The sequence below is a fragment of the Gemmatimonadaceae bacterium genome (assembly GCA_036273715.1).
GTDB lineage: Bacteria > Gemmatimonadota > Gemmatimonadetes > Gemmatimonadales > Gemmatimonadaceae > JADGGM01.
Map to the genome: position 1 here is coordinate 38,873 of DASUHB010000063.1, position 21,522 is coordinate 60,394.

Sequence of the window (21,522 nt, forward strand, 5' to 3'; positions counted from 1 at the left end):
CGGCCGGGCGGTCTCCGTTAGGCGGCCGCGGTGCTTGCGGAGGCCCGACCCGGCGGCCATTGTTGCTGCGCCTGCCCGCCGGGGGCCGGTCGGTCAGGAACCCGGCGCCCCCGGCCGCGATTGGTGACCGGCCAACGTCCATCGGAGATCCCGCACGTGAATTCGCGTCGTCGATTCCTCATTCGCGCGCCAATCGGCCTCCTCGGCGTGGCCGTGGCGTGCCGCGAGCGCGCCGCCACACCGACGCCTAACGCAAGCGGCGACACGGCCGGCGCATCGCCATCCACGCCCGGCGCCCCGCCGACGTTCGCCAGCGCGCCGGCGGTCGGTCCTGCCGTGACGACGGCGACCTTTGCCGAAGCCGAAAAGCTCGCGCAGGTGACGATGACCGAGGCGCAGCGCAAGCAAGCCGCCGACAACTGGCCGAAAGCAATGGCGCCCTACTACGAGCGGCGCACCGGTCCGCGCAAGCTGCCGCTCGAAGCCACGCTGGCGCCTGCCACGGTGTGGAACCCGGTGCTCGGTGGCGCGCATCCCGGGCCGTCGCACGACCGCTTCGTGCGCTCGACCGATGCGCCGGGCGCGCTGCCCGAAACCGACGCCGAGATTGCGTTCGCGCCGGTCACCAGGCTGTCGCGCTGGATCCAGTCGCGCGCGCTCACCTCCGAGCGCCTAACGAACATCTATCTCGCGCGCCTGCAACAGTACGATCCGAAGCTCCGCTGTGTAATCACCCTCACGCGCGACCTGGCGCTGTCGCAAGCCAAACAGGCCGACGCCGAAATCGCCGCAGGGCATTATCGCGGACCGCTGCACGGCATTCCGTTCGGCGTGAAGGACCTGCTCGATACGGCCGGCATCGCCACGACCTACGGCGCGGAGCCGTTTCGAAACCGCGTCCCGCGAGCGGACGCGGCGGTGGTGGCGCGGTTGTATCAGGCAGGCGCGGTGTTGGTGGCAAAGTTGAGCATGGGCGCGCTCGCGCTCAACGACATCTGGTTCGGCGGCCAGACGATGAATCCGTGGCTGCTCGAGGAAGGCGCATCGGGCTCGAGCGCCGGACCAGGTGCGGCCACGGCCGCCGGCCTCGTCGGGTTCTCGATCGGCAGCGAAACCGAGGGCAGCATCGTGAGTCCGAGCTTGCGCTGCGGCGTGAATGGGCTTCGCCCAACGTATGGCCGCGTGCCGCGCACGGGCGCGATGACGCTGTGTTGGTCGCTCGACAAGCTCGGTCCGATGGCGCGGAGCGTCGAGGACACGATGCTCGTGTTGCACGCGATCACGGGGCCCGACGCAGGCGACGTGGCGAGCGTGCCGAGCCACCTCGACTTTGACGCCGGCGCGGGCGTGAAGGGACTCCGCATCGGTTACGTGCCGGAGTGGATGAAAGAGGCGCCGGCCACCGACGTCGACCGCGCTGCACTGGATACGGCGGCAAAGTTAGGCATGGTGCCCACCGCGGTCACGTTCCCCAACTGGCCGGTCGATTCACTCAACGTGGTGCTGTTCGCCGAAGCCGCGGCGGCATTCGAGGAGCTGACGCTCAGCCACCAGGACGACTCGCTCAAGATGCAGACGGCAGACGCGTGGCCGAATCTCTTCCGCAGCGCGCGGTTTCTCTCGGCGGTCGACTTCGTGCAAACCGACCGCTTGCGTCGAAAGCTGGCGCAGGAGATGGACCGGATCATGTCGGGCGTCGACGTGCTCCTCGTCCCAACGCTGCGCGATGAAACGCTAACGACGACCAACTTCACCGGCCAGCCGTCGCTCACGATGCGCGCCGGGTTCGTCCAGGTGTCGGAAGCGCGGAGCGATTGGGCGCCTGACCCGTCGCATCCGCTGCCGAAATTCAATCCGCCCCGGCGCGTGCCCCAGGCGGTCACGCTCATCGGCACGTTGTTCGACGAAGGGACGGTGGTGCGCGTCGGTCTCGCGCTCGAACGTGCGTTAGGCGTGCAGCACGAGACGCCGCCGGGGTTCTAGGCCGGATCCGGCGGGGCGGGTGCGTTGGATGGGGGCACCTCGATGTGCAACGGGACTGCGGTCGTTCCCCACTGGAACACGAGCGTCGTGGCATCGGGCTCGACGGCGGGGAACGAGAACGTCAGCACGTCCACCATCGTCGTGCTGTCCGGCTTCACGGTGAACTTCACCTGCGGCGCCGAGGGATCCGGGCCCTGGACATGAAACCGCTTCCACACCGTACTGAAGATTACCGTCCAATCACCGTGCTGCGGCACCATCCAGATCGAGTACTTGCCTTTCGCGAGCGGGTGGCCGTCGATCTTCACGTCGTGGTCGACCGCGATGGTGGTCGCCCAGTTGGCGCCCGGGGTCCAGGTGCTGCCCCATTTGACGACGCCGCCGAACAGATTGTCGCGGCCGCGGCGCTGCGGGCGGTAGTACTCGATGGTGATCGTCGTCCCGTCCACCCGCTGCTGCACCATGCCGTGCTCGCTCGCCATCACCTGTGCCTGCGTGCGGACAGGGAGGGCAGTGACTAACGCAACGGCTGCGGCGAGAACGAGGCGATGCATCGAAGGCTCCGGCGGAAAGTGAGCGGTGAACGAGTCGATCCGGGCATCCAAAGAATCCGTGCGGACGAGGCGCGGTTCCGGCGGCAACGTTCGGCGTGCTCGAGCTGCGTCTCAGTTTGCGACGGCGCTGACGGAAAGGGAAGCGCTCGCCGCGCGTGTGACCCGATTGGAGCCCGGCGAGTTAAGCATGCAACCGTTCCTGCCGTTGTGCGCGGGGCACTGCAATGCACTCCACTGGTTTATCGGACACGTGGCGAGGTATTGCCCGGGACCTCCATCATGCGGCGCGATCGCTGCGCCGCGCGCCGGGGTTCAGCGGGATTGCTGTTGCAACGCTGGCGCTCGGAATTGCGAGCGCGACGGCGGCATTCAGCGTGCTCGATACGATCGTGTTGCGCGGGATGCCGTATCGCGATGCGGATCAACTGCGCACGGTCGTCGAGCACGCGGACAACGGCAACGCGCGGACGCCGTCGTATCCGACGTTCCTCGATTGGCAGGCGCAGACGGCGGGGTCGCCGATCATCGACGGCCTGGCCTTCGTGCGCGGCGACCAGGTCTCGCTGCCCGGCGCACCGAACGACCGCCAGATCGCGGCCTACGTGTCGCCGGGGTTTTTCCATCTCATGGGCGGCGTTCCTCTGTTAGGCAGGACGTTTTCGCCGGACGAAGAACGGGCTGGGGCGGCGCGCGTGGCGATTCTGTCGTACGACCTCTTCGTCGACCGGTTCGGCGGCGAGCCGTCCATCGTTGGGCGGGTGGTGGATCTGGACAGCATTCCGACGACGATCATCGGCGTCATGCCGCGGAGCTTTGCGTACCCGAACTTCGGCGGCGGCGGCGCGGGTTGGGCGCCGCCAAAGCTCTGGCAGCCGATCGCCGTGTTCGGCGCCACCCATCCCGGCGTGTTGACGCGGCGCGAGCTCCACGTCGACAGCCAAACGCTGGTGCGACTCCGGTCGGGCGTCGATTCGGCGCAGGCGGTAAGCGCGATGGCGACGATCGAGCGCCGTCTCGCCGCCAGCTATCCGGCGGATCAGGCGCATTGGACGTCGGTCGATCTGCAGTCGATGTCCAACGCGCTGTACGGGGACGTGCCGCGGCTCCTCGCGCTCGTGACGGGCGCGGTGGCGCTGGTCATGCTGCTGGCCTGCGCCAACGTGGCCACGCTGTTGCTGATCCGGGCGGGTGGACGGGCGCGCGACACCGCCGTGCGCAGTGCGTTAGGCGCATCGCGGTGGCAGGTGGCGCGCCCGCCGGTGTTCGAGGCCGGCCTCGTCGCCGGCCTCGCGGGCATCATCGGCCTCGGCGCCGCGGCGGCGCTGGTCGGATTCATCCGGCACTCGCTCGCCGGCCTGCTGCCGTTCGGCGGCGAACTGCATCTGGATGCGCGCGCCGTGGTGTTCGCCATCGCCGCTTCAGTGGCGACGGCCGTGCTGGTGGGCTTGGCGCCGGCGCTCCAGACGTCGGCGGTGCAGGGCATGCGCCTGGTGCGCAGCGGCGCCACGGCGGCGGTGGGCGGGCGACGGGAACGTCAGGCGCGCGACCTGCTCGTAGTCGTGCAGTTCGCGCTCGCCTTGTCGCTGCTGTTGGGAGCCGGACTGCTCGTGCAGAGCTTCCGCCGGCTGCTCGCCGTTCCGTTAGGCTACGACCCGCGCGGTCTGATCTCCTTCGCCATCGCGCCGATGACGCACGCGTACGACGCGCCGGCGAACGCGGCGAACCTGTGGACGCGCGTCGTCGAAGCCGAGCGCGCCGTGCCGGGAGTGCAGGACGCGGCCGTTGCGGGCGGCGCGCTGCTGCAGACGTCGGTCGTGCCCGAGGGCGCGCCATCGAGCGGGCAGCCGATCCTCCAGGCGCTCTACCACCTCGTGTCCAGCGATTACCTGCGCACCATGCGCATCCCGCTCGTGGCCGGCCGCTGGTTCAGCGATGCGGACATGCGCGCCCCGATGAGCGGCGGGCTCGTGGTGGATGCGACGCTGGCTCGTCGGTTAGGCGGCAACCCCATCGGGCGGCGCATCACCATCCGCCGGCAGTCGCAGGCGCGCGCGGACGTCGGCCAGCCGATCACACTCCCGATCATCGGCGTCGCGGGGGATGTGCTCGAGTTCGGGCCTGGACAAACGACCGGCGGCGAAGTGTACCTGCCCTACACGTTGGAAGTGTGGCCATGGATGACGTTCGCCGTGCGGTCGGCGCATGCGGCGAGCGCGGAGCACGCGGTGCAACTCGCGGTGCGGCGCGTCGAGCCGGCGATCCGGTTCGTGTTCGGCCCCACGATCAGCACGAGCGGCCAGCGTGTCGGGGGGCAGCGGCGCTTTGTGACCACGGTATTGAGCGGTTTTGCGGGTCTCGCGCTGCTGCTCGCGGCGCTCAGCCTCTACGGTGTCGTCGCCTATGGCGCTGCCCAACGGACGCGCGAGATCGGGGTCCGCATGGCGCTCGGCGCCACCGAACGGCGCGTCGTCGCGCTGGTGGTTCGCGAGGCGATCGTGCTCGTCGCGACAGGCATCGTCGCCGGTTCGCTGCTCGCGTGGGGGTCGACGCGCGTGATCCGAGCGATGCTCTTCGACACGACGGCGGCCGACCCGGCGACGCTGGTCACGGTGGCGATCCTGTTGGGCGCGGTGGCGCTGGCCGCCGTCTACGGACCGGCGCGTCGCTCGGCGCGCATCGATCCGGCGATCGCGATTCGCGGCGACTGATCGCGCCGGCGCACGATCCGGCGCCGCCGCTCCCGTCCCCTTGACGGTCGAAAGAAGAGCGCGTATTCTCCCTTCGACCCCCGAGAGGAGGACCGGCGTGGCCGACGCGCGCAACGACTTGCTGCAGGGCACCCTCGACATGCTCGTGCTCAAGACCCTCCAGTTGGGCCCGATGCACGGTTGGGGCATCACCGAGCTGCTGCTGCGCGGATCCGCCAACGTGCTTCAGGTGGGGCAGGGATCGCTCTATCCGGCGCTCTATCGTCTCGAGCGCCAGCGGTTCATCAAATCGTCCTGGCAGACCACGGAGAACAACCGGCGGGCGCGGTACTACGCGCTCACGGCCCGCGGCCGCCAGCGGTTGGCGGCGGAGCGCGCGAACTGGACGCGGATGTCGCAGGCCATCGAGATGATCCTCGACCTCTCACCTGCCTGACGGGCGCGGGTCGCATGACGATCTTCGACTCAGTTCTCGAGATGGCGGCGCGAGCGCGGGGCGTGCTCGGCCGGCGCGGGCGCGAGTCCCGCCTAACGGACGAGATGCGGTTCCACCTCGACATGCAGACGGAGGCCTTCGCGCGGGCCGGCACGGACGCCGGAGAAGCGCGGCGGCGTGCGCTGGTCGCGTTCGGCGGCCGCGAGCGGTGGCGCGACGCGGCACGCGACGAATACCGCGGCCAGGTCTTCGACCGGCTTGGCCAGGATGTGCGCTACGGATTCCGCTCGCTGCGTCACGCGCGCGTGTTCACCGCGGCGTCGGTGGCGACGCTCGCGTTGGGCATCGGCGCCACGACGGCAATTTTCTCGGTCGTCGATGCGGTGCTGCTGCGGCCGCTGCCGTACGCCGATCCCAACGGGCTCGTGATGCTGTGGGAGCATCACGTCTCGTTTGGGGACGCGCACAACGTGGTCGGTCCCGCGAACTTCCTCGACTGGCGCGACGAGGCGCGGTCGTTCTCAGCCATGGCCGCATTCTTTACCACGCGGGTGACGATCCGCGGCGCCGACGGCGACGCCGTGTCCGAGCAGACGCGCTATGCGAACGCCGAGCTCTTGCCGATGTTAGGCGTCAAGCCGGTCGTTGGCCGATTGTACACCAAGGCCGAGGACCAACCCGCCGCCGCGCGCGTGGCGGTGCTCGGCTACGGGCTGTGGCAGCGCCGATTCGGCGGTCGCCGCGACGTGGTGGGAACGACGGTGCAGATCAACGGCAACGACGTGACGATCGTGGGCGTGTTGCCCGAGGGCTTCGCGTTCTTCGGGCCGGCGGCGATCTGGATGCCCGTGCGGTTCAGCGACGCGGACCGCACGGTTGGCGGCCGGTTTATTCGAGTCGTGGCGCGACTCAAGCCCGGCGTGTCGTGGGAGCAAGCGGATCTGGAGATGAAAGCCATCGCGAGGCGCCGGGCGTTCGCGATGCCGCAGCTCGATGCGGACTGGACGGCGCTCGCCAGTCCACTGCGGCAGGATCTGGTGGGCACGTCGCGGACGCCGCTCCTGGTGCTGTTGGGCGCGGTGGGCTGCCTGCTGCTCATTGCGTGCGCCAACGTCGCGAGCCTGATGCTGGCGCGGGCGGGCGACCGGCGGCGCGAGATGGCGGTGCGCGTGGCGCTGGGGGCGGCGCCGCGGCGCATCGCGTACCAGGTGCTCACGGAGAGCGTGATGCTCGCCGTGGCCGGCGCTGCGTTAGGCGTGGCCGGCGCCTGGGCCGGGACGCGGCTCCTGCGCACCATGGCGCCGGAGCAGCTGGGGGTAGCGGCGGTGAGCGGGATCAGCCTCGACGCGCGGGTCCTGGCGTTCGCCGTGTGCGTAGCAATGGCGACCGGGATTGCATTCGGGCTCGCCCCGGCGTTGCAGAGTGCGCGGCGCGATCCCAAGGACGCGCTGAGCGAGGCCGGGCGCGGCGGCTCGGAGGGCCGGCGGGCGGGCCGCCTACGGGCGCTGCTCGTCGTCTTCGAGATCGCGATGGCGGTGGTGCTGCTGGCGGGCGCCGGCCTCATGGTGCGCACGCTCGCCGACCTCCGCCGCGTTCCGTTAGGCTTCGACACGCAACACCTCCTGACGGCCGACGTCGCGCTGCACGGCCACGCCTACGACAGCGATACCACCGCGGTCTCGTATTTCGAGGACGCGGAGCGCCGCCTCGCGTCGCTGCCCGGGGTGCGCGCCGTGGGCGCGATCAGCTGGCTGCCGCTGTCCGGGAACCGGTCGGCGAGCAGTTTCACCGTAGTCGGGGAGCCGGCGCCGCCGTTAGGCCAGGAGCCCGTGGGCGACTTTCGCGCCGTCACCCCCGGATATTTCGGCGCGATGCGGATTCCGATCGAGGATGGGCGGGGCATCGAGTCGACCGATCGCCGCGGGGGAAGCGAAGTGGTGGTGGTGAGCCACACGCTGGCGCGGAGGTTCTGGCCGAACGGATCGGCCGTTGGGCACGAGCTCAAGTACGAGTGGGACGCCTGGCACGTGGCGCGCATCGTCGGCGTGGCCGGCGATGTCCATCACGATGGGCCGCGCACCGAGCCGTACATGGAGATGTATCTGCCGCTGGAGCAGTTCCCATACACCCGCATGACGTTCGTGCTGCGGACGGTGGGCAATCCGCTCGCCGTGGCGGCGCCGATGCGTGCGGTGCTGGCGCAGATCGATCCAGCGCAGGCGGTTGCCGATGTCGCGCCGATGACCGATCTCGCGCGAGCGTCGGTGGGCGACACGAGGCTCGAGACGGTGTTATTCGCCATGTTCGGGATCATCGGCCTCGTGCTGGCCATGATCGGTATCTACGGACTCGGCGCGTTCACGGTGCAGCAGCGGCGGCACGAATTCGGCATCCGGATGGCGTTAGGCGCGCAGCGATCCGCGGTTCTCTCGATGGCCATCGGGCGCGGACTGGTGCTGGCGGCGGTGGGGCTCGTGGCGGGTGTGTTGGGCGCGCTCGGCCTCACGCACCTCATGGGCGCGCTGCTGTTCGGCGTGACGCCGAACGATCCGGTAACGTTCCTGTGGGTGGCGGCCGTGTTGGCCGCGATCGCCGCGCTCTCGGCGTGGGTGCCGGCGCGGCGCGCAACGCGGCTCGATCCTGTGGCCGCGCTGCGCAGCGACTGACGAGCCTTATTTGTGCTTCGCGGCTTCGGCTGCCTTCTGGAACATCGGCAGATACTTGCCGTAGCCTTCCGCGACGAGCGAATCGACCGGCACGAAGCGCATGGCCGCCGAATTCATGCAGTAGCGCAGCCCGGTCGGCTTCGGCCCGTCGTCGAAGACGTGGCCCAAGTGGGAGTTGGCGTGCTTCGAGCGCACTTCGGTGCGCACCATGAAGTCCGACCGGTCGGTGTCGGTCTTGATGTTCTTGTCATCGAGCGGCTTGGTGAAGCTCGGCCAGCCGGTACCGGAATCGAACTTGTCGAGGGAGCTGAAGAGCGGCTCGCCGGACACGATGTCCACATAGATACCGGCGGCGTGATTGTCCCAGTACGCGTTGTGGAACGGGGTTTCGGTGAACGCGTGCTGTGTCACCTCGAACTCGAGCGGCGTCAGGTCCTTCTTGAGCTGGTCCTCGCTCGGCTTCTTGTAATGGTCCATGGCGTGATCTCCCGGATACGGCGCGACGGCTGCCGGCGGCGTCGCGGCCGACTCGTTAGGCGCCTGCGCGCCGGCCGTGTGTGAGGCGGCAAGGGCGAAGACGATCGCGCCGGCGGCGCCGGCGAAGCTGACCGCGTGTATGCGCATGTGTCCTCGTGAAGCTGGAGTCGTGTTCGGCTGCGCTGAGTGGTGTGGCGCCGCTGCGTGCCATCGAGCCTACCCAGAAAAATAGTCGTTCCGACGGGTCTTTGTTCCGCATCCTGGCGGGCTCTGCCGGGGGTGGCGCCAGGGTTTCCCCTCTGCGGTCGCGCGGATATGCTTGAAAATTGACGGGCGCCATGGCTGGGCTCCCTGCCTTCCGGAGATCTTCGATGTGCCGAAACATCAAGACGTTGGCCAACTTTGCGCCGCCGGCCACTGAAGACGAGGTTCGTGCGTCGGCGCTGCAGTTCGTGCGCAAGTTGAGCGGCAGCACCCATCCCTCGCGTGCTAACGAGGAAGCGTTCCATCGCGCGGTGGAAGAAGTAACGGCGTCGGCGCGGCGACTCATCGATTCGCTCGAGGCGCGGACGCCGCCCAGGAATCGCGAAGAGGAAGCGCGGAAAGCGAAGGAGCGGTCGCGGCGGCGCTTCGCGTCGTAAGGGCGGCGGGCCGGTGGAACGACACGCCGGGAGCGGTGATTGGTCGGTCGACCTCGAGGGCCTTCGTTTTTGGAGTTTCGCATGCGCATCGCGTGGTGCTGTGTCGCCGCCCTGTTCGCGGCGTCGCCGTCGATGGCACAGACCATAGTACCGGGGAGCCCGCTGCTCAGGCTTGATCGGGTCCATCCGTACGCGGACACCATCAGCCTGGTCGTGATCCCGAAGGATAGTGCCCAACGGATTGCCGGTACGCTGGTGCGGCGGGTCGCGCCGGGGCGGGACAGCGGTGTTGCCGTGTTTCGCGAGACGCAGGATTACACGTTCGCATCCGGCCATATGGAGGTCGATACGCTCGAGGTGTCGGCGGAGACACTCGAGCCCATGCGCGTGGTGCAGGTGACGGACACGAGCGGGCAGGATCTGCGGTTCCACGATGGGCGGCTGACGGGCGCGGCGTGGTCGGTCGATTCGGGGCGCACGGCCGTCGACGTTCCGTTAGGCGCGGCGTTCTTTCACCGCCTGATGATGGAATCGTTTCTGGCGGCGTTGCCGCTGGCGGCGGACAGCACGCTGCGCGTACCGGTGTCCGGCACGCCCGACGTCTCGGTGCGCATGGCGGCACTGCGCGTGACCGGGACGACGACGCTGCGGACGGCGGGCGGGGCGGTGGAGTGCCTGGTGGTGCAGGAATCGCCGACGACGACCGCGTGGGTGTCGAAGGCGACCGGGCGGCTGGTGCGGCTGCACCGGCTGTTGCCTAACGGGACGGTGGTCTGGAAGCTGCCGGCGCGCGACGTGCCGTTTCTCGATCGCCAGAACGTCGTCACCGCCGCCGCCGGGCGCGGGCCGGTGCGGGCATCGCCCAGGGCCTCGTGACGGGTCGGCGTTCGCCGGCCGGTTGAGCGTTAGGCCGCTAGGACTCGATCCACTGCACACCGGAGGTCGGCATGAAGCGCGTCACCGGCATCGGGGGCGTCTTTTTCAAGGCCAAGGACGCACCTGCGCTGCAGGCGTGGTACAAGACGCATCTGGGCATCGATGTCCAGGCGTGGGGCGGGGCGTCATTCGAGTGGGCCGACTCGGATGGCAAGCCGATCGGCGGGACGACGGCGTGGTTGGTCGCTCCGGCGGACAGCAACCAGTTCGCTCCCGGCAGCGCCTCGTTCATGGTGAACTACCGCGTCGCAGACCTGCACGCGCTGATCGCGGCGCTCAGAGCCGAGGGCTGCAACGTCCTCGACAAGATCGACGACTCGGAGTACGGCATCTTCGGCTGGGTCATCGATCCCGAGGGAAACAAAGTCGAATTGTGGCAACCGCCTGCCGGTCAGTGACGCGCGCCGGGCGTCTACGCCGCCTAACGGATAGGTGCAGCACGTGACCGAGAACCGAGCCAGTGGCGGTGCGCATCCGGACATCCAGCGGCCGCACCGAGCCTGACGAGCGTGACGGAGTTCCATCGTCCCGAGGATGCGCCGGCGGCGTTTCAGTCCGCATGGAATGCGCACGACGTGACCGCATTCGGCGCTCTCTTCCATCACGATGCGACATTCCTGAACCGGTTCGCCCACTATGTGCGGGGCGTCGACGCGATTGTCGCCTTGCACGAGCCGATCCATGCGACGATCTATCGGGATTCGACGCTGGAGAACGAGCTGATCGACGTCGCGCCGATAGGTGAGCACGCGGCAGTTGTTCACTTCTGGTCGCGCCTCCATCTCGGGCCTGCCCACCCTGCGGGCGCGCACGACATCGATACGTTGATTCTCGCGGTGATCACGCGACGGAACGGCGCCTGGCGCATCCAGGCGCTCGAAAACGTCACGTTGGCAAACCCGCGAACGGGCGAAGCCGTCCTTCGCAGTTAGGCTCGCGCGGCAGCTTGCTCTCGCGGACCACCGGTTAGTGTATGCCGCCCATGAGCGACTTGACGGGCTTGATCATCAGGAACGCCACGAACGATGCGATGAGGCACACCGCCGCCACGGTGCCGAAGAGGTCCGGGAGCGGCGCCGAGGAGATGAATCCGGCTGCGTACCCGGCGATCTTGTTTCCTACAGAATCTGCAAGGAACCACACGCCGAGCATGAGCCCGACAATCTTGACCGGCGACAACTTCGTGAACACCGAGAGCCCCACCGGCGACAACGACAGCTCGCCTAACTCCTGGATGAAGTAGCACCCGATCAGCCAGAACGGACTCACGCGGATGCCCGGCGATGCCTGCAGGTGGCGCGCCGGAATCATGAGCAGCAGAAACGAGCATCCGGTAAAAAGCAGGCCGATGGCGAATTTCGTCGGCGTCGAGGGCTCGAGCCGCCCGAGCTTGATCCAGAGCCACGCGAATGCCGGCGCCAGAATGATCACGAACATGGCCTGCACCGACACGAACCAGCTCGACGGGAACGTGAATCCGAGAATCGTCGTGTTGCTGTACCGATCGCCGAACAGGTTCAGCGTCGAGCCGGCCTGCTCGTACGCGCCCCAGAACACGGCCGCGAACACGAAGAACACACCCATCGCGGCGAGGCGCTTCCATTCGACTTTCGTGAATCCCCAGAACGTCGCCTCCGTTGGGCGCGCGTCGACGTCCATCTGCTTTCGCTCGCGCGCGGCCGCATGCGACTCGCGGCGCTGGCGCTCGAGTCGTTCCACGGCGGGCTTGAGCCGATCGCGTCCGAGAATGTATTGCACGACGCCGAACGTCATCCCGATCCCCGCGCAGGCGAAGCCGAGATGCCAGTCGACTTTCTGCGCCAGATACCCGGCGATCAGCGGTCCGATGAACGCGCCGAGGTTGATGCCCATGTAGAAAATTGAGAAGCCGGCATCGCGGCGTGCGTCGTTGGGCTCGTACAGCGAGCCAACGATTCCGCTCACGTTGGGCTTGAGCAACCCCGTACCGATGACAATGAGCGCCAGCCCGGCGTAGAAGAACGAAAGCGCGTGAAACGCCAGCGTGAAGTGACCGAGCGCGATGATGATTCCACCATAGAGCACACTTCGATATTGTCCGAGCCATCGGTCTGCGATGATGCCGCCGACAATCGCCGCCGCCCACGCGCTGGCCGTGTAGGTGCCGTACACCGAGCCTGCGTGCTTGTCGTTGAAGCCGAGCGCGTGCACCATGTACAGGATTAAAAACGCGCGCATCCCGTAGTAGCTGAAGCGCTCCCACATCTCCGTGAAGAACAGCGTCGACAAACCACGCGGATGCCCGAAGAACCCGTGGCTCGTGCCGCCGTAGCCGGAGTCGCCCGGCAGCGCATCGGTAAACGGCGAGGCTCCGCTCTCGCGGCTCGTTGTCGTCATGGAGACTCCGGGGACAGGAGGTGCTGGCGGGCGGCACTCGGACTCACGACACCATTCTCATCCCGCGACCGTCCAAGGGCAAGCACATGATCACGATTCCCACGCTCACGACCGACCGTCTCATTCTGCGTGCGTTCGAGCAACGGGACCTCGAGCAGTATGCGCCGATCGTCGGCGATCCCGAGGTGACGAAGCACCTCGGCGACGGACACGCCTTGTCGCGCGAGGAAGCGTGGCGGCAGATGGCGGTCATCCTCGGTCATTGGATGCTGTTCGGCTATGGGCTGTGGGCGGTCGAGGAGCGAGCGACCGGTGCGCTCATCGGCCGCATCGGCTGCCAGCAGCCCGAAGGCTGGCCGGGCTTCGAGATCGCGTACACGCTCGGCAGATCATATTGGGCACGCGGCTACGCGCGGGAAGGCGCCGCTGCGGCGCTCGCGTTCGCGCGCGAGGTTCTGGGGCGCACGAGCATCATCAGCGTGATCCGGCCGGGAAACGCGGGTTCGATTCGCGTCGCGCAATCCCTCGGCGCCACGTTAGACGGCGAGATGGAATTCTTCGGCGGACCGGCGCTGATCTATCGGTATTGAAGGTTCGTCGCGGGGATTACCGCTTGTCCGGCGCCACGCTATAGTCCTGACCACTTGTTGGCCATTGCTCGCGGACCGAGCGACTTCTTCATCGAGGATTACGTGCGTCCCATGATGCGTTTCGTCCAACGTCGTGCCTTAGCGCTCGCGGTGGCGTTGCCGGCCGGCGTCCCCGTTTCCGCGCAGATCACGCAACACGAGTACGCTGCGCGGCGCGATGCGCTCGCGGCGCGTCTCGACAGCGGCATCGTCATCGCCTTCGGCGCACGCACGCCGGTCACGGATTTCGGGCCGTTTTATCAGCTTGCATCCTTCCGCTACCTGACGGGGTTCCAGCAGCCGGATGCGGCGTTCGTGATGGTGATCCGGGACGGACGGCAAACGACCACGCTCTTCACGACGCCCGTGAGCGCGCACTTGGCGTTCTACTATGGGTTTCGGCCCGATTCGGCGACGATCGCGCGCGAGGATGGCCTAACGGCGAGGCCGCTCGCGGCGCTCCGATCGGTGACGGATTCGCTCGCCGCGACCGGACTCCCCGTGTACGCGATCCGCGACGTTGCCGACGACGATTTCGCCGCCCAGGACAGCCTCACGCGCGGGCAGCAGTTCATGAAGTCGTTCGCCGCCGCGCATTCGTCGCTGGCGGTGAAGGATGCGGAGCCGATCGTCGACCAGCTCCGCGCGCGCAAGTCGCCGGCGGAGATGGCGCTGCTGCGTAAGGCGGCGGCGATCAGCGCGGCGGGCCATCGCGCGATGATGCAGTCGCCGGAGCCGCACCACGAATACGACTGGCAGGCCGTCGCCGAGTACACGTTCAAGCGGTTAGGCGGCGACCGCCCTGCGTACGGGTCCATCGTCGGGGCGGGGCTCAACAGCACACAGTTGCACTACATGCAGGACACGTCGGTCGCTCGGCCCGGCGACGTCGTGGTGATCGATGCCGCCACGCAGTACGAGGGATATGCGGCGGACATCACGCGCACGCTGCCGGTGAGCGGTGTGTTCACGGCGGCGCAGCGCACCATCTATCAGCTGGTACGCGATGCGCAGGCGGCAGCCGAGCGCGTGGCGAAGCCGGGTGCGAGCGCGCAAGCGGCGCAGGATTCGTCGGTTGCGGTGCGCGCGCGGGGGCTCGCCATGCTCGGCCTCATCGACAGCGTGAATGCGCAGCTGGATCCGCCGGGAGGCGCCGACTGTGCGAAGGTGCCGCGCGCGTGCTCACAGGCCGGCATCTGGATGATTCACGGCATCAGCCACGGACTCGGCCTCGCGGTGCACGACCCGGCGCAATTCTACTACGGCGACGGGACCTACCGCGTGGGCGACGCGTTCACGCTCGAACCCGGCATCTACATCACGACGCGCACACTCGACGCGCTGCCCGACACGCCGCGCAACCGCGCGTTCATCGCGCGCGTTAGGCCGGCGGTGGAACGCTATCAGAACATCGGCGTGCGTATCGAAGACGACTACCTCATGACGGCGACCGGGCCCGAGCGCATCTCGAGCGGCGTGCCTCGCGAGATCGCCGAGGTCGAAGCCCTGATGAAGAAGCGGCTGGCCGCGGCAACGCTCGATCCCTAACGTTGCTTGGCGATCCGCTCGATCCCGGCGAGCGAAAACTCGACGATGTGCGCCGCCACCGCGGCGAGCTCCGCATCGGAGAGCGGCCAGCCCTTGAACGCCGCTGCCCGGAACCGATCAGGCCGATAGAACAGGCACTGGGCCTGCACGCTGATCACGCAGCGAGCCACGCGCCTGTCGTTAGGCTTGCAGTCGAGCAGCTGCACCACCACGCCCGCCAGATATTCGATCCGCGGCAAAATCCCGTGCGCCGCGATCCACGGAGCGAGCGGTGTGGGCTCCGACATTTCGTGCCGCATGAGATCGTGAATCCACGCGGTGCGATCGTCGCTCGACGCGATGCGAGGCAGGTAGCCCATGACGTACGTCCGCAACTGCTCCTCGGGCGAGGCGTCGCGCGCCGCGGTGAGGAACGCGTCGTCCCCGGCGCGCATCGCTTCAACGGCAGCGCGCACGACGGCGCGATAGAGGCCGAGCTTGCCGTCGAAATGGTAGTTCACCGCGGCCACGTTCGCGCGCGCGGCGCGCGCGATGTCGCGCACGCTCACCGCATGGAAGCCGCGTTGGGCGAAAAGACGCGTGGCCTCCGCCAGCAGCCGGTCCCGCGTCGCCGCATCCGGCCGGCGTGCGCGAGGCGGCGCAGTGCGCGTCCTCACGACAGCGTCCGCTTGAACAGCAGGGTGGCCGCAATCATCGTCAGCACCGAGAACACCGCGAGATACACCAGGTCGAACCAGATCGCCGAGAAGCCGGTGTTCTTGAGCAGCAAACTCTTGAGCGCGTGTACCGCGTAGGTGAACGGATCCACCGTGGCGAGAACGCGCATCCATTTCGGAAAGGCCTGCTGCGGATAGATCGCGCCGCTCGGGAACCAGAGCAGCGTGTTCAGCACGCCGAACAGCGCGCGCGGCAGCAGCGGATCGTTCATGCGCACCATGAGCAGGAACATCATGCTCACGAGCGCCACCGAGGCGACGGCGATCACGATGAAAAGGCGGATCAGGCGCACGGGCGCGAACGGATCGGGAATGCCGGCGATGAGCGAGCCGATGGTCATGAGCACCGAACCGGCGATGATCGCCTTGATCGCGCCCGCAATGTTGAACCCGAAGATGAGCTCGAGCCGGGTGATGGGCGTGACGAGATAGCCCTCGTGCAGCCCGCGCGCCTTGTCATCGATGTAAATGATCCCGCCGCCGATCATCACCATCATGAAGATCGACATCACGATCGAGCCCGGCAGGAGGTACTGGATGTACGGCACGTACGGGTAGAGCTCGACGGTCTCGAGCGTCGGATCCTGTGAGACGCGATCCGATGTCGCCGGTGGCCGATTGTACGCGCCTAACAGACTGGTGAACGTGCCGGACAGCGCGGCCGTAACGAAGTTATCGGTATTGTCCTCGATCAACGCGACACGCGGGTCGTCGCGCGACAACACGCGCCGCGAGAATCCAGGCGGAATGGTGAGCACCCCGTTCACGCGGCCGTTGCGGAGGGCGGCGAGCGCCTGTCCGCGGTCGCTGTACGGGATGGTCTCGAACGTCTGTGCGTTTTCGGCAACGGCGTTGGTCAGCGCGTGGAGCCGCACGGCCGGCACGCCGCCGTCTTCGTCCACCAGGGCGACTTTGAGGTGTTTGACGTTGCCGCCGAACGCGTAGCCCAGCACGACGAGCTGCACCACGGGCATCAGCAGCGACATGATGATGAGCGCCGGGCTGCGGCGGAAGCGGCGCAGGTCGCGCTCGATGATGGCCCAGGTCCGCTGCATCTGCCTAACGCCTCATCATGAAGCGGCTGTCGGTCGGCGCGGGTTCCTGGAGGGCGTCGCGAAGTTGGTGGCCCGTGTAGTGCACGAACACGTCGTCCAACGACGTGCTTTGCACCGACAGCGAGCCGATCGTGACGCCGGCGCGCGCGGCCGCCGACATGAGCGCGTTGGTCGTCTCCGGCCCGCTCGTGGACACGAGGCGGAACACCGGCGGCTCCCCCTCGACCCGCATCACGCCCGGCAGCGCGCCTAACTGCTCCCGCCAATCGGCCGGCGCGCCGGCGAAGCTCGCCTCGAGCGTGTTCTCGCCGGGGATCGCGGCTTTGAGCTTCATCGGCGAGTCGAGCGCCATAAGGTTGCCGTGGTCCACGATCGCGATGCGGTCGCACAGCTTGTCCGCTTCGTCCATGTAGTGCGTCGTGAGCAGCACCGTGAGGCGGCGGTCGGCCTTGATTGCGCGCAGCATCTCCCACACCGACGTGCGCGACACAGGGTCCAGGCCCGTGGTCGGCTCATCGAGAAAGAGAATGCGCGGCTCGTGCACCAAGCCGCGCGCAATCTCCACGCGGCGCCGCATGCCGCCGGAGAGATTCTTCACCGGCTTGTCCGCCCACTGGCTCAGCTCCACCGCGGCGAGCAGGTCCGCGATGAGCGCCTTGCGGCGCTCGCGCGGCACGCCGTACAGCTTGGCGAAAATCAACAGGTTTTCTTGGGCGGTGAGATCGAGGTCGCTCGTCAGCGCCTGCGGAATCACACCAATCGCGCGGCGCACGCTATCGGCCTCTTTGACGATGTCGTATCCGGCGACGAGCGCCGTGCCCGAGGTCGGCAGCAGCAGCGTGGTGAGCATGCGAATGAGCGTCGACTTCCCGGCACCGTTGGGGCCGAGGAGGCCGAACGTCTCTCCGTCTTCGACGGCGAACGAGATGCCGTCCACCGCCGTGAAGTCGCCGAAGCGTTTCACGATGTCGCGAACGGCGATTGCGATCGTCACGGCGAATGCCGTTGGGCGAGCGGGAAGATGACGTAGGCCGTCATGCCGTCGGCGAGGGCGCGGTCATGGTTGTCGACGCGCAGCCGGATTTCGAACGTCTTGATGTCCCGCTTGGTGCGGCTCACATCCCGCTGCGTGGCAAAATCGGCGTCCACGCCGCGGAAGAACACCGTGCCCTGGCGCTCCTGGCCTGACGGAAGCCGGACAGTAAGGTGATCGCCTAACCGGACGCGGTCGATGTACGTCTCTTCGACGTCGGCGCGCACCCACAGGCTGTCCGGATTGATGAGCGTGACCACCGGCTGGCCGGCGGTGACGTATTCGCCGGCGCGCGCGGCGCGGACATCGACGATTCCGGCCATCGGCGCGCGCAGCTCGGTGTAGGCGAGGCGCACGTCGGCTTTGCGCGTTTGTGCCTGGGCCGCGGCCTGCGCCCGTCGCGCTCCAGTGAGCGCGCTGCGCTTGGCCGCAACCTGGTCCTCGGCGGCGCGAGCCAGCGCCACGGCGGCACGCTGCGCTTCCACCTGCCGGGACGACGCCTCGAACCGCGAGAGCGCGACGGTGTATCCCGTTCGAGCGGAGTCGACCTGCTGTGACGACACGGCGCCGGCGTTGAGCAGCGGGCCGTAGCGATCGTAGACTTGCTTCGCGTTCACCATGGTCGCAGAGTCCATGGTGGCTTGTGCGATCGCCGCGGCGAGCGTCGCTTCGCTCTGGCGCAGCTGTTGGTCGGCCTGCGTTTCTTGATATTTGAGATCGGAGGCGCTCTGATTGACCTGCGACGCCATCGCCTGCGCGTTCTGCGCGTAGTAGGTCTGATCGGCGGCGAGCTCGCCGGGTGCGAGCACGGCCAGGAGCTGGTCCTGTGTGACCGAGTCGCCTTCGTTCACGAGGAGTTTGTTGATCTGGCCGCCCACCTGCGGGCTCACGATGACGTCGTTGGTGGTGACGACGCCGGTGAGCACGAGCGAGGTGGGTGGACGGGTGACGAAATAGCTGATGACGATGGCGGCGAGGAGGGCGGCGCCTCCTCCGGCGGCCAGCTGCTTTCGGGTCATGGTGGTGTCGGGCTCCAGACCGGCAAGTGCGAGTTCGGCCGGACAGCGAATTCAAACAATTGTATTAAACAGTCGTTTGAATCTCAAGGGGCGTGTTTTCGGCGGAGGCGGGCATGAAGGCATTCTTGGCACGGTGGCGTCCCGCGCACGTCGTGACGGCGTGGGTGGTCTATTGGATCGGATTGGCCGCCGTCACGTTGACGCCCACGATCCTGGCGATCAGCCGGGCGGCGAGCGCTCCGAAGGACACCGCGAACGTCTCGGTGTCGATGGCCAACACGGTGTTGAAGATCACCGTCACGATGTCCGGGCGGGTGGCGCACGAGGCCACCGCCTCGCTGGGCCAGATGGCGCTGTGGATCGGCGTTCCGCCGCTCGCGCTCTATGCGCTCTGGCTGTTCACGCGCCGGCGTCCGGGCGGCGCGCCCACTTCGTTAGGCGAAGGCGATCCCGATGTACTCCCGCGGCCCGCAGCGCCGGACGCCGCGGACACCTCTCACGTTCACTCGCGAGCTCCCCATGCGTGACCTTGGCAGGCGTCGTCGCGGTTTCCTCACGGCAGTCGTCCTGCTCGCGGCCGGGGCGGTCCTGGCGGCCGCTCGACCGGCGTCCCGGCCTGCCGCCGCCGTTAGGCGGGCAGCGGCCGACACGACGGAGGCGCCGTGGCGCGCCAAAGTGCGCGCCTTTGCCGAGGCGCACCTGCAGCACACGGCGTGGGGGCCGGCGCACGGCCGCCGCGACTACGAGATGACCCTCGCGCTCGCCAGGGCCGAGGGCCTAACGGTGGATGACGACGCCCTCTACGCCGCTGCGTACCTGCACGACATGGGCGGTATCCCGCCGTATGCCGTGCCCGGCGTCGACCATGGCGACCGCTCGATCCAGCTCGTTGACAGCATCCTGCGCGATGCGGGTTTCCCGATGCAGAAGTCGGCGCTGGTGAAGGAGATCATCGATCACCATCAGTATTACCGTCCGCCCGACACGCTCCGGGTGGCGGTGCTGTTTCGCGATGCGGACATCCTCGACTTCATGGGCGCGATCGACGTGGCGCGCATCATCTCGCTCACCACACGCGAGAAGTTCACGCCGGACCTGGCGCATGCGGTGGCGGTCATCAAGCAGCAGATGACGGAGATGCCCAAGCTGCTCCAGAGCGACGCGGCCAAGCGTGAAGGCGAGAAGCGCGCGCGCGAGATGCAGCAGTATCTCGATGCGCTGTCGGCCGAGTCAGACTCGCTCACCGTGCTCTAGAGAGAGAGAGCTGCGTCTGGACGGGAGGATTGCCGCGGCTCAAAGGAGAGTGTGGTGCCCAGGGCGTAGGGCTGGCTGATACGCTCATTTGGACACGGACACGACCGGACACGACGGACACGACCGGATCGTTCGGCCGCAGTGCGTGCCTGATCTCGCGCGGTCCAAGTCTCAGTTTTTTTTTACGGGTCTTCGGGATTTCGTGCGGGTGATCTCGAGGTGTGGGAAGGCGTACTGAGCCCTGAGGCGCGAGGGCAGTGACCGGGTGGCGAGGCTCACCCAAACGCCACATGGAGACGCCTATGACAAAGGCTCAAAAGGATAACGACGAGGATGCAAGAGATGGGGTCGGCGCATCTCCACGCCTAACGACGCGTCGCTGAGGTTGCATATGCACCGACCCCATCTCTGGTATCCTCGTAGTTATCCTTCACACAGAGCGAAGAAGCTCTCCACACAGGCCTCCAGTTAGTCCTCACGTCGCTCTTCCAGCCGGACATAGTGCGCCGACGTGTACCGACCTGCTTTCCCCGAAATTCCCCGAGGACCCTTCTTACAAGAAAACACCGGGTAGTTCACCAGCCCATTGAGAGGATACAAACCGCCTCACCTGTCGTGTCCGTCGTGTCCGGTCGTGTCCGTGTCGACATGAGCGTATCGGTCACCCTCCGCGCCTTGGGCAGAGGCAATCTCCTCCCCGTCCGATCCTTTTCGTATCCTTTGCACCCTCGACAGAGGAGCCGGATTTCCGGCCCCGACATCGCGCACGATTGCCCGCTGTCTCCGACAAGCGCGAACGCAATTCAGACGCCGTTCTAAAATGTGGGTCCGCCTAACGGCCGTTACCCGCGGCGGCGCGTCGCGGCCGTCGTACTGCGGTCACTTTGCCGCTCGCTCCGCCGCCGCAGAAAAAACGATCGGCGCCATCTGACTCGAGTCCCGACACGCCGGTGCCGCGAGGCATGTCAATCGTCTCGAGCACGGCACCGGTTCGCGGATCGACGCGTCGCACGTCGCTCTCGTCGTTCTCCCAGGTGGCGTGCCACAATTCGCCGTCAACCCATGTGACACCGGTAACGAACCGGTTCGATTCGATGGTTCGCTTGATTGCGCCCGTCTCCGGATCCACCTCGTAAATTTTCCGCTCCCGATATTGACCCACCCAGAGCGTGCCCTCGGCCCATGCGAGGCCGGCGCTGCCGTCGTTGGAAGGTGCCGGGATGGTTTTGACAACGCGGCCCGTTTCGGGATCAACTTTGTAAATTTGGTCACCGGCGAGCTGATACAGATGGGTGCCGTCGAACGCCGTTCCGGCATGTGACGGCACGTCGATCGAACGAATCGGGTCGCCGCTCGCCGGATCGATGGCGTGCAGCTTGTCGCCGGACGCGAGCCACACGTTGCGGCCGTCGTAGGTGACGCCGTTGACGCGTGCGATGCCGGGAAACGGGCCGTATTCCCTCACGATTTCGGCGCGCGATCGAGACATGC

Annotated in this window: 20 protein-coding genes; 12 read left to right on the forward strand and 8 right to left on the reverse strand. The window is 67.5% G+C overall.

All coding sequences use genetic code 11. From position 1 onward, the window contains the following. The first annotated feature begins 156 nt into the window (after positions 1 to 156). Entirely contained in the window at positions 157 to 1,983 is a 1,827-nt protein-coding gene (locus tag VFW04_13600) for an amidase (protein HEX5180364.1), read from the forward strand. Here VFW04_13600 and VFW04_13605 read toward each other — a convergent pair. After that, the gene (locus tag VFW04_13605) at positions 1,980 to 2,537 is read right to left on the reverse strand and encodes a DUF2911 domain-containing protein (GenBank protein HEX5180365.1); all 558 of its coding nucleotides are present in this window, start codon (positions 2,535 to 2,537) and stop codon (positions 1,980 to 1,982) included. The two genes, VFW04_13600 and VFW04_13605, sit on opposite strands and share 4 nt — an antisense overlap. 224 nt (positions 2,538 to 2,761) lie before the next feature. Between VFW04_13605 and VFW04_13610 the strand changes: the two genes are divergently transcribed. From VFW04_13610 to VFW04_13620, 3 genes are all read left to right on the forward strand, one after another. Next, positions 2,762 to 5,245: an ADOP family duplicated permease gene (locus VFW04_13610; GenBank protein ID HEX5180366.1), complete on the forward strand. Its 2,484-nt coding sequence runs from the start codon at positions 2,762 to 2,764 to the stop codon at positions 5,243 to 5,245. Positions 5,246 to 5,342: 97 nt separating this feature from the next. After that, the gene (locus VFW04_13615) at positions 5,343 to 5,681 is read left to right on the forward strand and encodes a PadR family transcriptional regulator (protein ID HEX5180367.1); all 339 of its coding nucleotides are present in this window, start codon (positions 5,343 to 5,345) and stop codon (positions 5,679 to 5,681) included. Positions 5,682 to 5,695: 14 nt separating this feature from the next. Further along, complete coding sequence (locus VFW04_13620; GenBank protein ID HEX5180368.1) at positions 5,696 to 8,347, forward strand: ABC transporter permease; 2,652 nt, start codon at positions 5,696 to 5,698, stop codon at positions 8,345 to 8,347. Positions 8,348 to 8,353: 6 nt separating this feature from the next. Here VFW04_13620 and msrB read toward each other — a convergent pair whose 3' ends face one another. Continuing rightward, complete coding sequence (gene msrB / locus VFW04_13625; GenBank protein ID HEX5180369.1) at positions 8,354 to 8,971, reverse strand: peptide-methionine (R)-S-oxide reductase MsrB; 618 nt, start codon at positions 8,969 to 8,971, stop codon at positions 8,354 to 8,356. Between the two features lie 224 nt (positions 8,972 to 9,195). On the opposite strand from msrB, the gene VFW04_13630 reads away from it, so the two are divergent. The 4 genes from VFW04_13630 (at position 9,196) to VFW04_13645 (ending at position 11,333) form a co-directional block, all read left to right on the forward strand. After that, a complete protein-coding gene (locus VFW04_13630) occupies positions 9,196 to 9,465 on the forward strand; it encodes a DUF2277 domain-containing protein (protein HEX5180370.1) in 270 nt (89 codons plus the stop codon). An 81-nt stretch (positions 9,466 to 9,546) separates the two neighbouring features. Continuing rightward, on the forward strand, positions 9,547 to 10,341 hold the full coding sequence (locus tag VFW04_13635) for a hypothetical protein (GenBank protein HEX5180371.1): 795 nt from the start codon (positions 9,547 to 9,549) through the stop codon (positions 10,339 to 10,341). A gap of 71 nt (positions 10,342 to 10,412) precedes the next feature. Then, positions 10,413 to 10,799 carry a VOC family protein gene (locus tag VFW04_13640; GenBank protein ID HEX5180372.1) on the forward strand — a complete coding sequence of 129 codons (387 nt, stop codon included), beginning with the start codon at positions 10,413 to 10,415 and terminating at the stop codon, positions 10,797 to 10,799. A 111-nt stretch (positions 10,800 to 10,910) separates the two neighbouring features. After that, positions 10,911 to 11,333: an SgcJ/EcaC family oxidoreductase gene (locus VFW04_13645; GenBank protein ID HEX5180373.1), complete on the forward strand. Its 423-nt coding sequence runs from the start codon at positions 10,911 to 10,913 to the stop codon at positions 11,331 to 11,333. A gap of 34 nt (positions 11,334 to 11,367) precedes the next feature. On the opposite strand, the gene VFW04_13650 is transcribed toward VFW04_13645, so the two are convergent. Then, complete coding sequence (locus VFW04_13650) at positions 11,368 to 12,777, reverse strand: peptide MFS transporter (GenBank protein HEX5180374.1); 1,410 nt, start codon at positions 12,775 to 12,777, stop codon at positions 11,368 to 11,370. 86 nt (positions 12,778 to 12,863) lie between these two features. On the opposite strand from VFW04_13650, the gene VFW04_13655 reads away from it, so the two are divergent. Together VFW04_13655 and VFW04_13660 are read left to right on the forward strand one after the other, a co-directional pair. Further along, positions 12,864 to 13,367: a GNAT family N-acetyltransferase gene (locus VFW04_13655; GenBank protein HEX5180375.1), complete on the forward strand. Its 504-nt coding sequence runs from the start codon at positions 12,864 to 12,866 to the stop codon at positions 13,365 to 13,367. A 111-nt stretch (positions 13,368 to 13,478) separates the two neighbouring features. Then, positions 13,479 to 14,954 (forward strand): aminopeptidase P N-terminal domain-containing protein, encoded by a 1,476-nt coding sequence (locus VFW04_13660; protein HEX5180376.1) that lies wholly within the window; start codon positions 13,479 to 13,481, stop codon positions 14,952 to 14,954. Here VFW04_13660 and VFW04_13665 read toward each other — a convergent pair. The 4 genes from VFW04_13665 to VFW04_13680 are packed head-to-tail and all read right to left on the reverse strand — an operon-like array spanning position 14,951 to position 18,777. Then, positions 14,951 to 15,610 carry a CerR family C-terminal domain-containing protein gene (locus VFW04_13665; GenBank protein ID HEX5180377.1) on the reverse strand — a complete coding sequence of 220 codons (660 nt, stop codon included), beginning with the start codon at positions 15,608 to 15,610 and terminating at the stop codon, positions 14,951 to 14,953. The genes VFW04_13660 and VFW04_13665 overlap by 4 nt on opposite strands. Then, positions 15,607 to 16,725, reverse strand: coding sequence for an ABC transporter permease (locus tag VFW04_13670; protein ID HEX5180378.1), 1,119 nt, complete (start codon positions 16,723 to 16,725; stop codon positions 15,607 to 15,609). The genes VFW04_13665 and VFW04_13670 overlap by 4 nt, the downstream gene beginning before the upstream one ends. Positions 16,726 to 16,729: 4 nt before the next feature. Then, positions 16,730 to 17,719: an ATP-binding cassette domain-containing protein gene (locus VFW04_13675; GenBank protein HEX5180379.1), complete on the reverse strand. Its 990-nt coding sequence runs from the start codon at positions 17,717 to 17,719 to the stop codon at positions 16,730 to 16,732. Next, positions 17,716 to 18,777, reverse strand: coding sequence for an efflux RND transporter periplasmic adaptor subunit (locus tag VFW04_13680; protein ID HEX5180380.1), 1,062 nt, complete (start codon positions 18,775 to 18,777; stop codon positions 17,716 to 17,718). The genes VFW04_13675 and VFW04_13680 overlap by 4 nt, the downstream gene beginning before the upstream one ends. A gap of 113 nt (positions 18,778 to 18,890) precedes the next feature. On the opposite strand from VFW04_13680, the gene VFW04_13685 reads away from it, so the two are divergent. Together VFW04_13685 and VFW04_13690 are read left to right on the forward strand one after the other, a co-directional pair. Next, positions 18,891 to 19,304, forward strand: coding sequence for a hypothetical protein (locus tag VFW04_13685; protein HEX5180381.1), 414 nt, complete (start codon positions 18,891 to 18,893; stop codon positions 19,302 to 19,304). Beyond that, positions 19,297 to 20,031, forward strand: coding sequence for an HD domain-containing protein (locus tag VFW04_13690; GenBank protein ID HEX5180382.1), 735 nt, complete (start codon positions 19,297 to 19,299; stop codon positions 20,029 to 20,031). Before VFW04_13685 ends, VFW04_13690 begins: the two co-directional genes overlap by 8 nt. 832 nt (positions 20,032 to 20,863) lie before the next feature. Here the strand turns inward: VFW04_13690 and VFW04_13695 are convergent. Beyond that, complete coding sequence (locus VFW04_13695) at positions 20,864 to 21,520, reverse strand: hypothetical protein (GenBank protein ID HEX5180383.1); 657 nt, start codon at positions 21,518 to 21,520, stop codon at positions 20,864 to 20,866. Between the last annotated feature and the right edge of the window lie 2 nt (positions 21,521 to 21,522).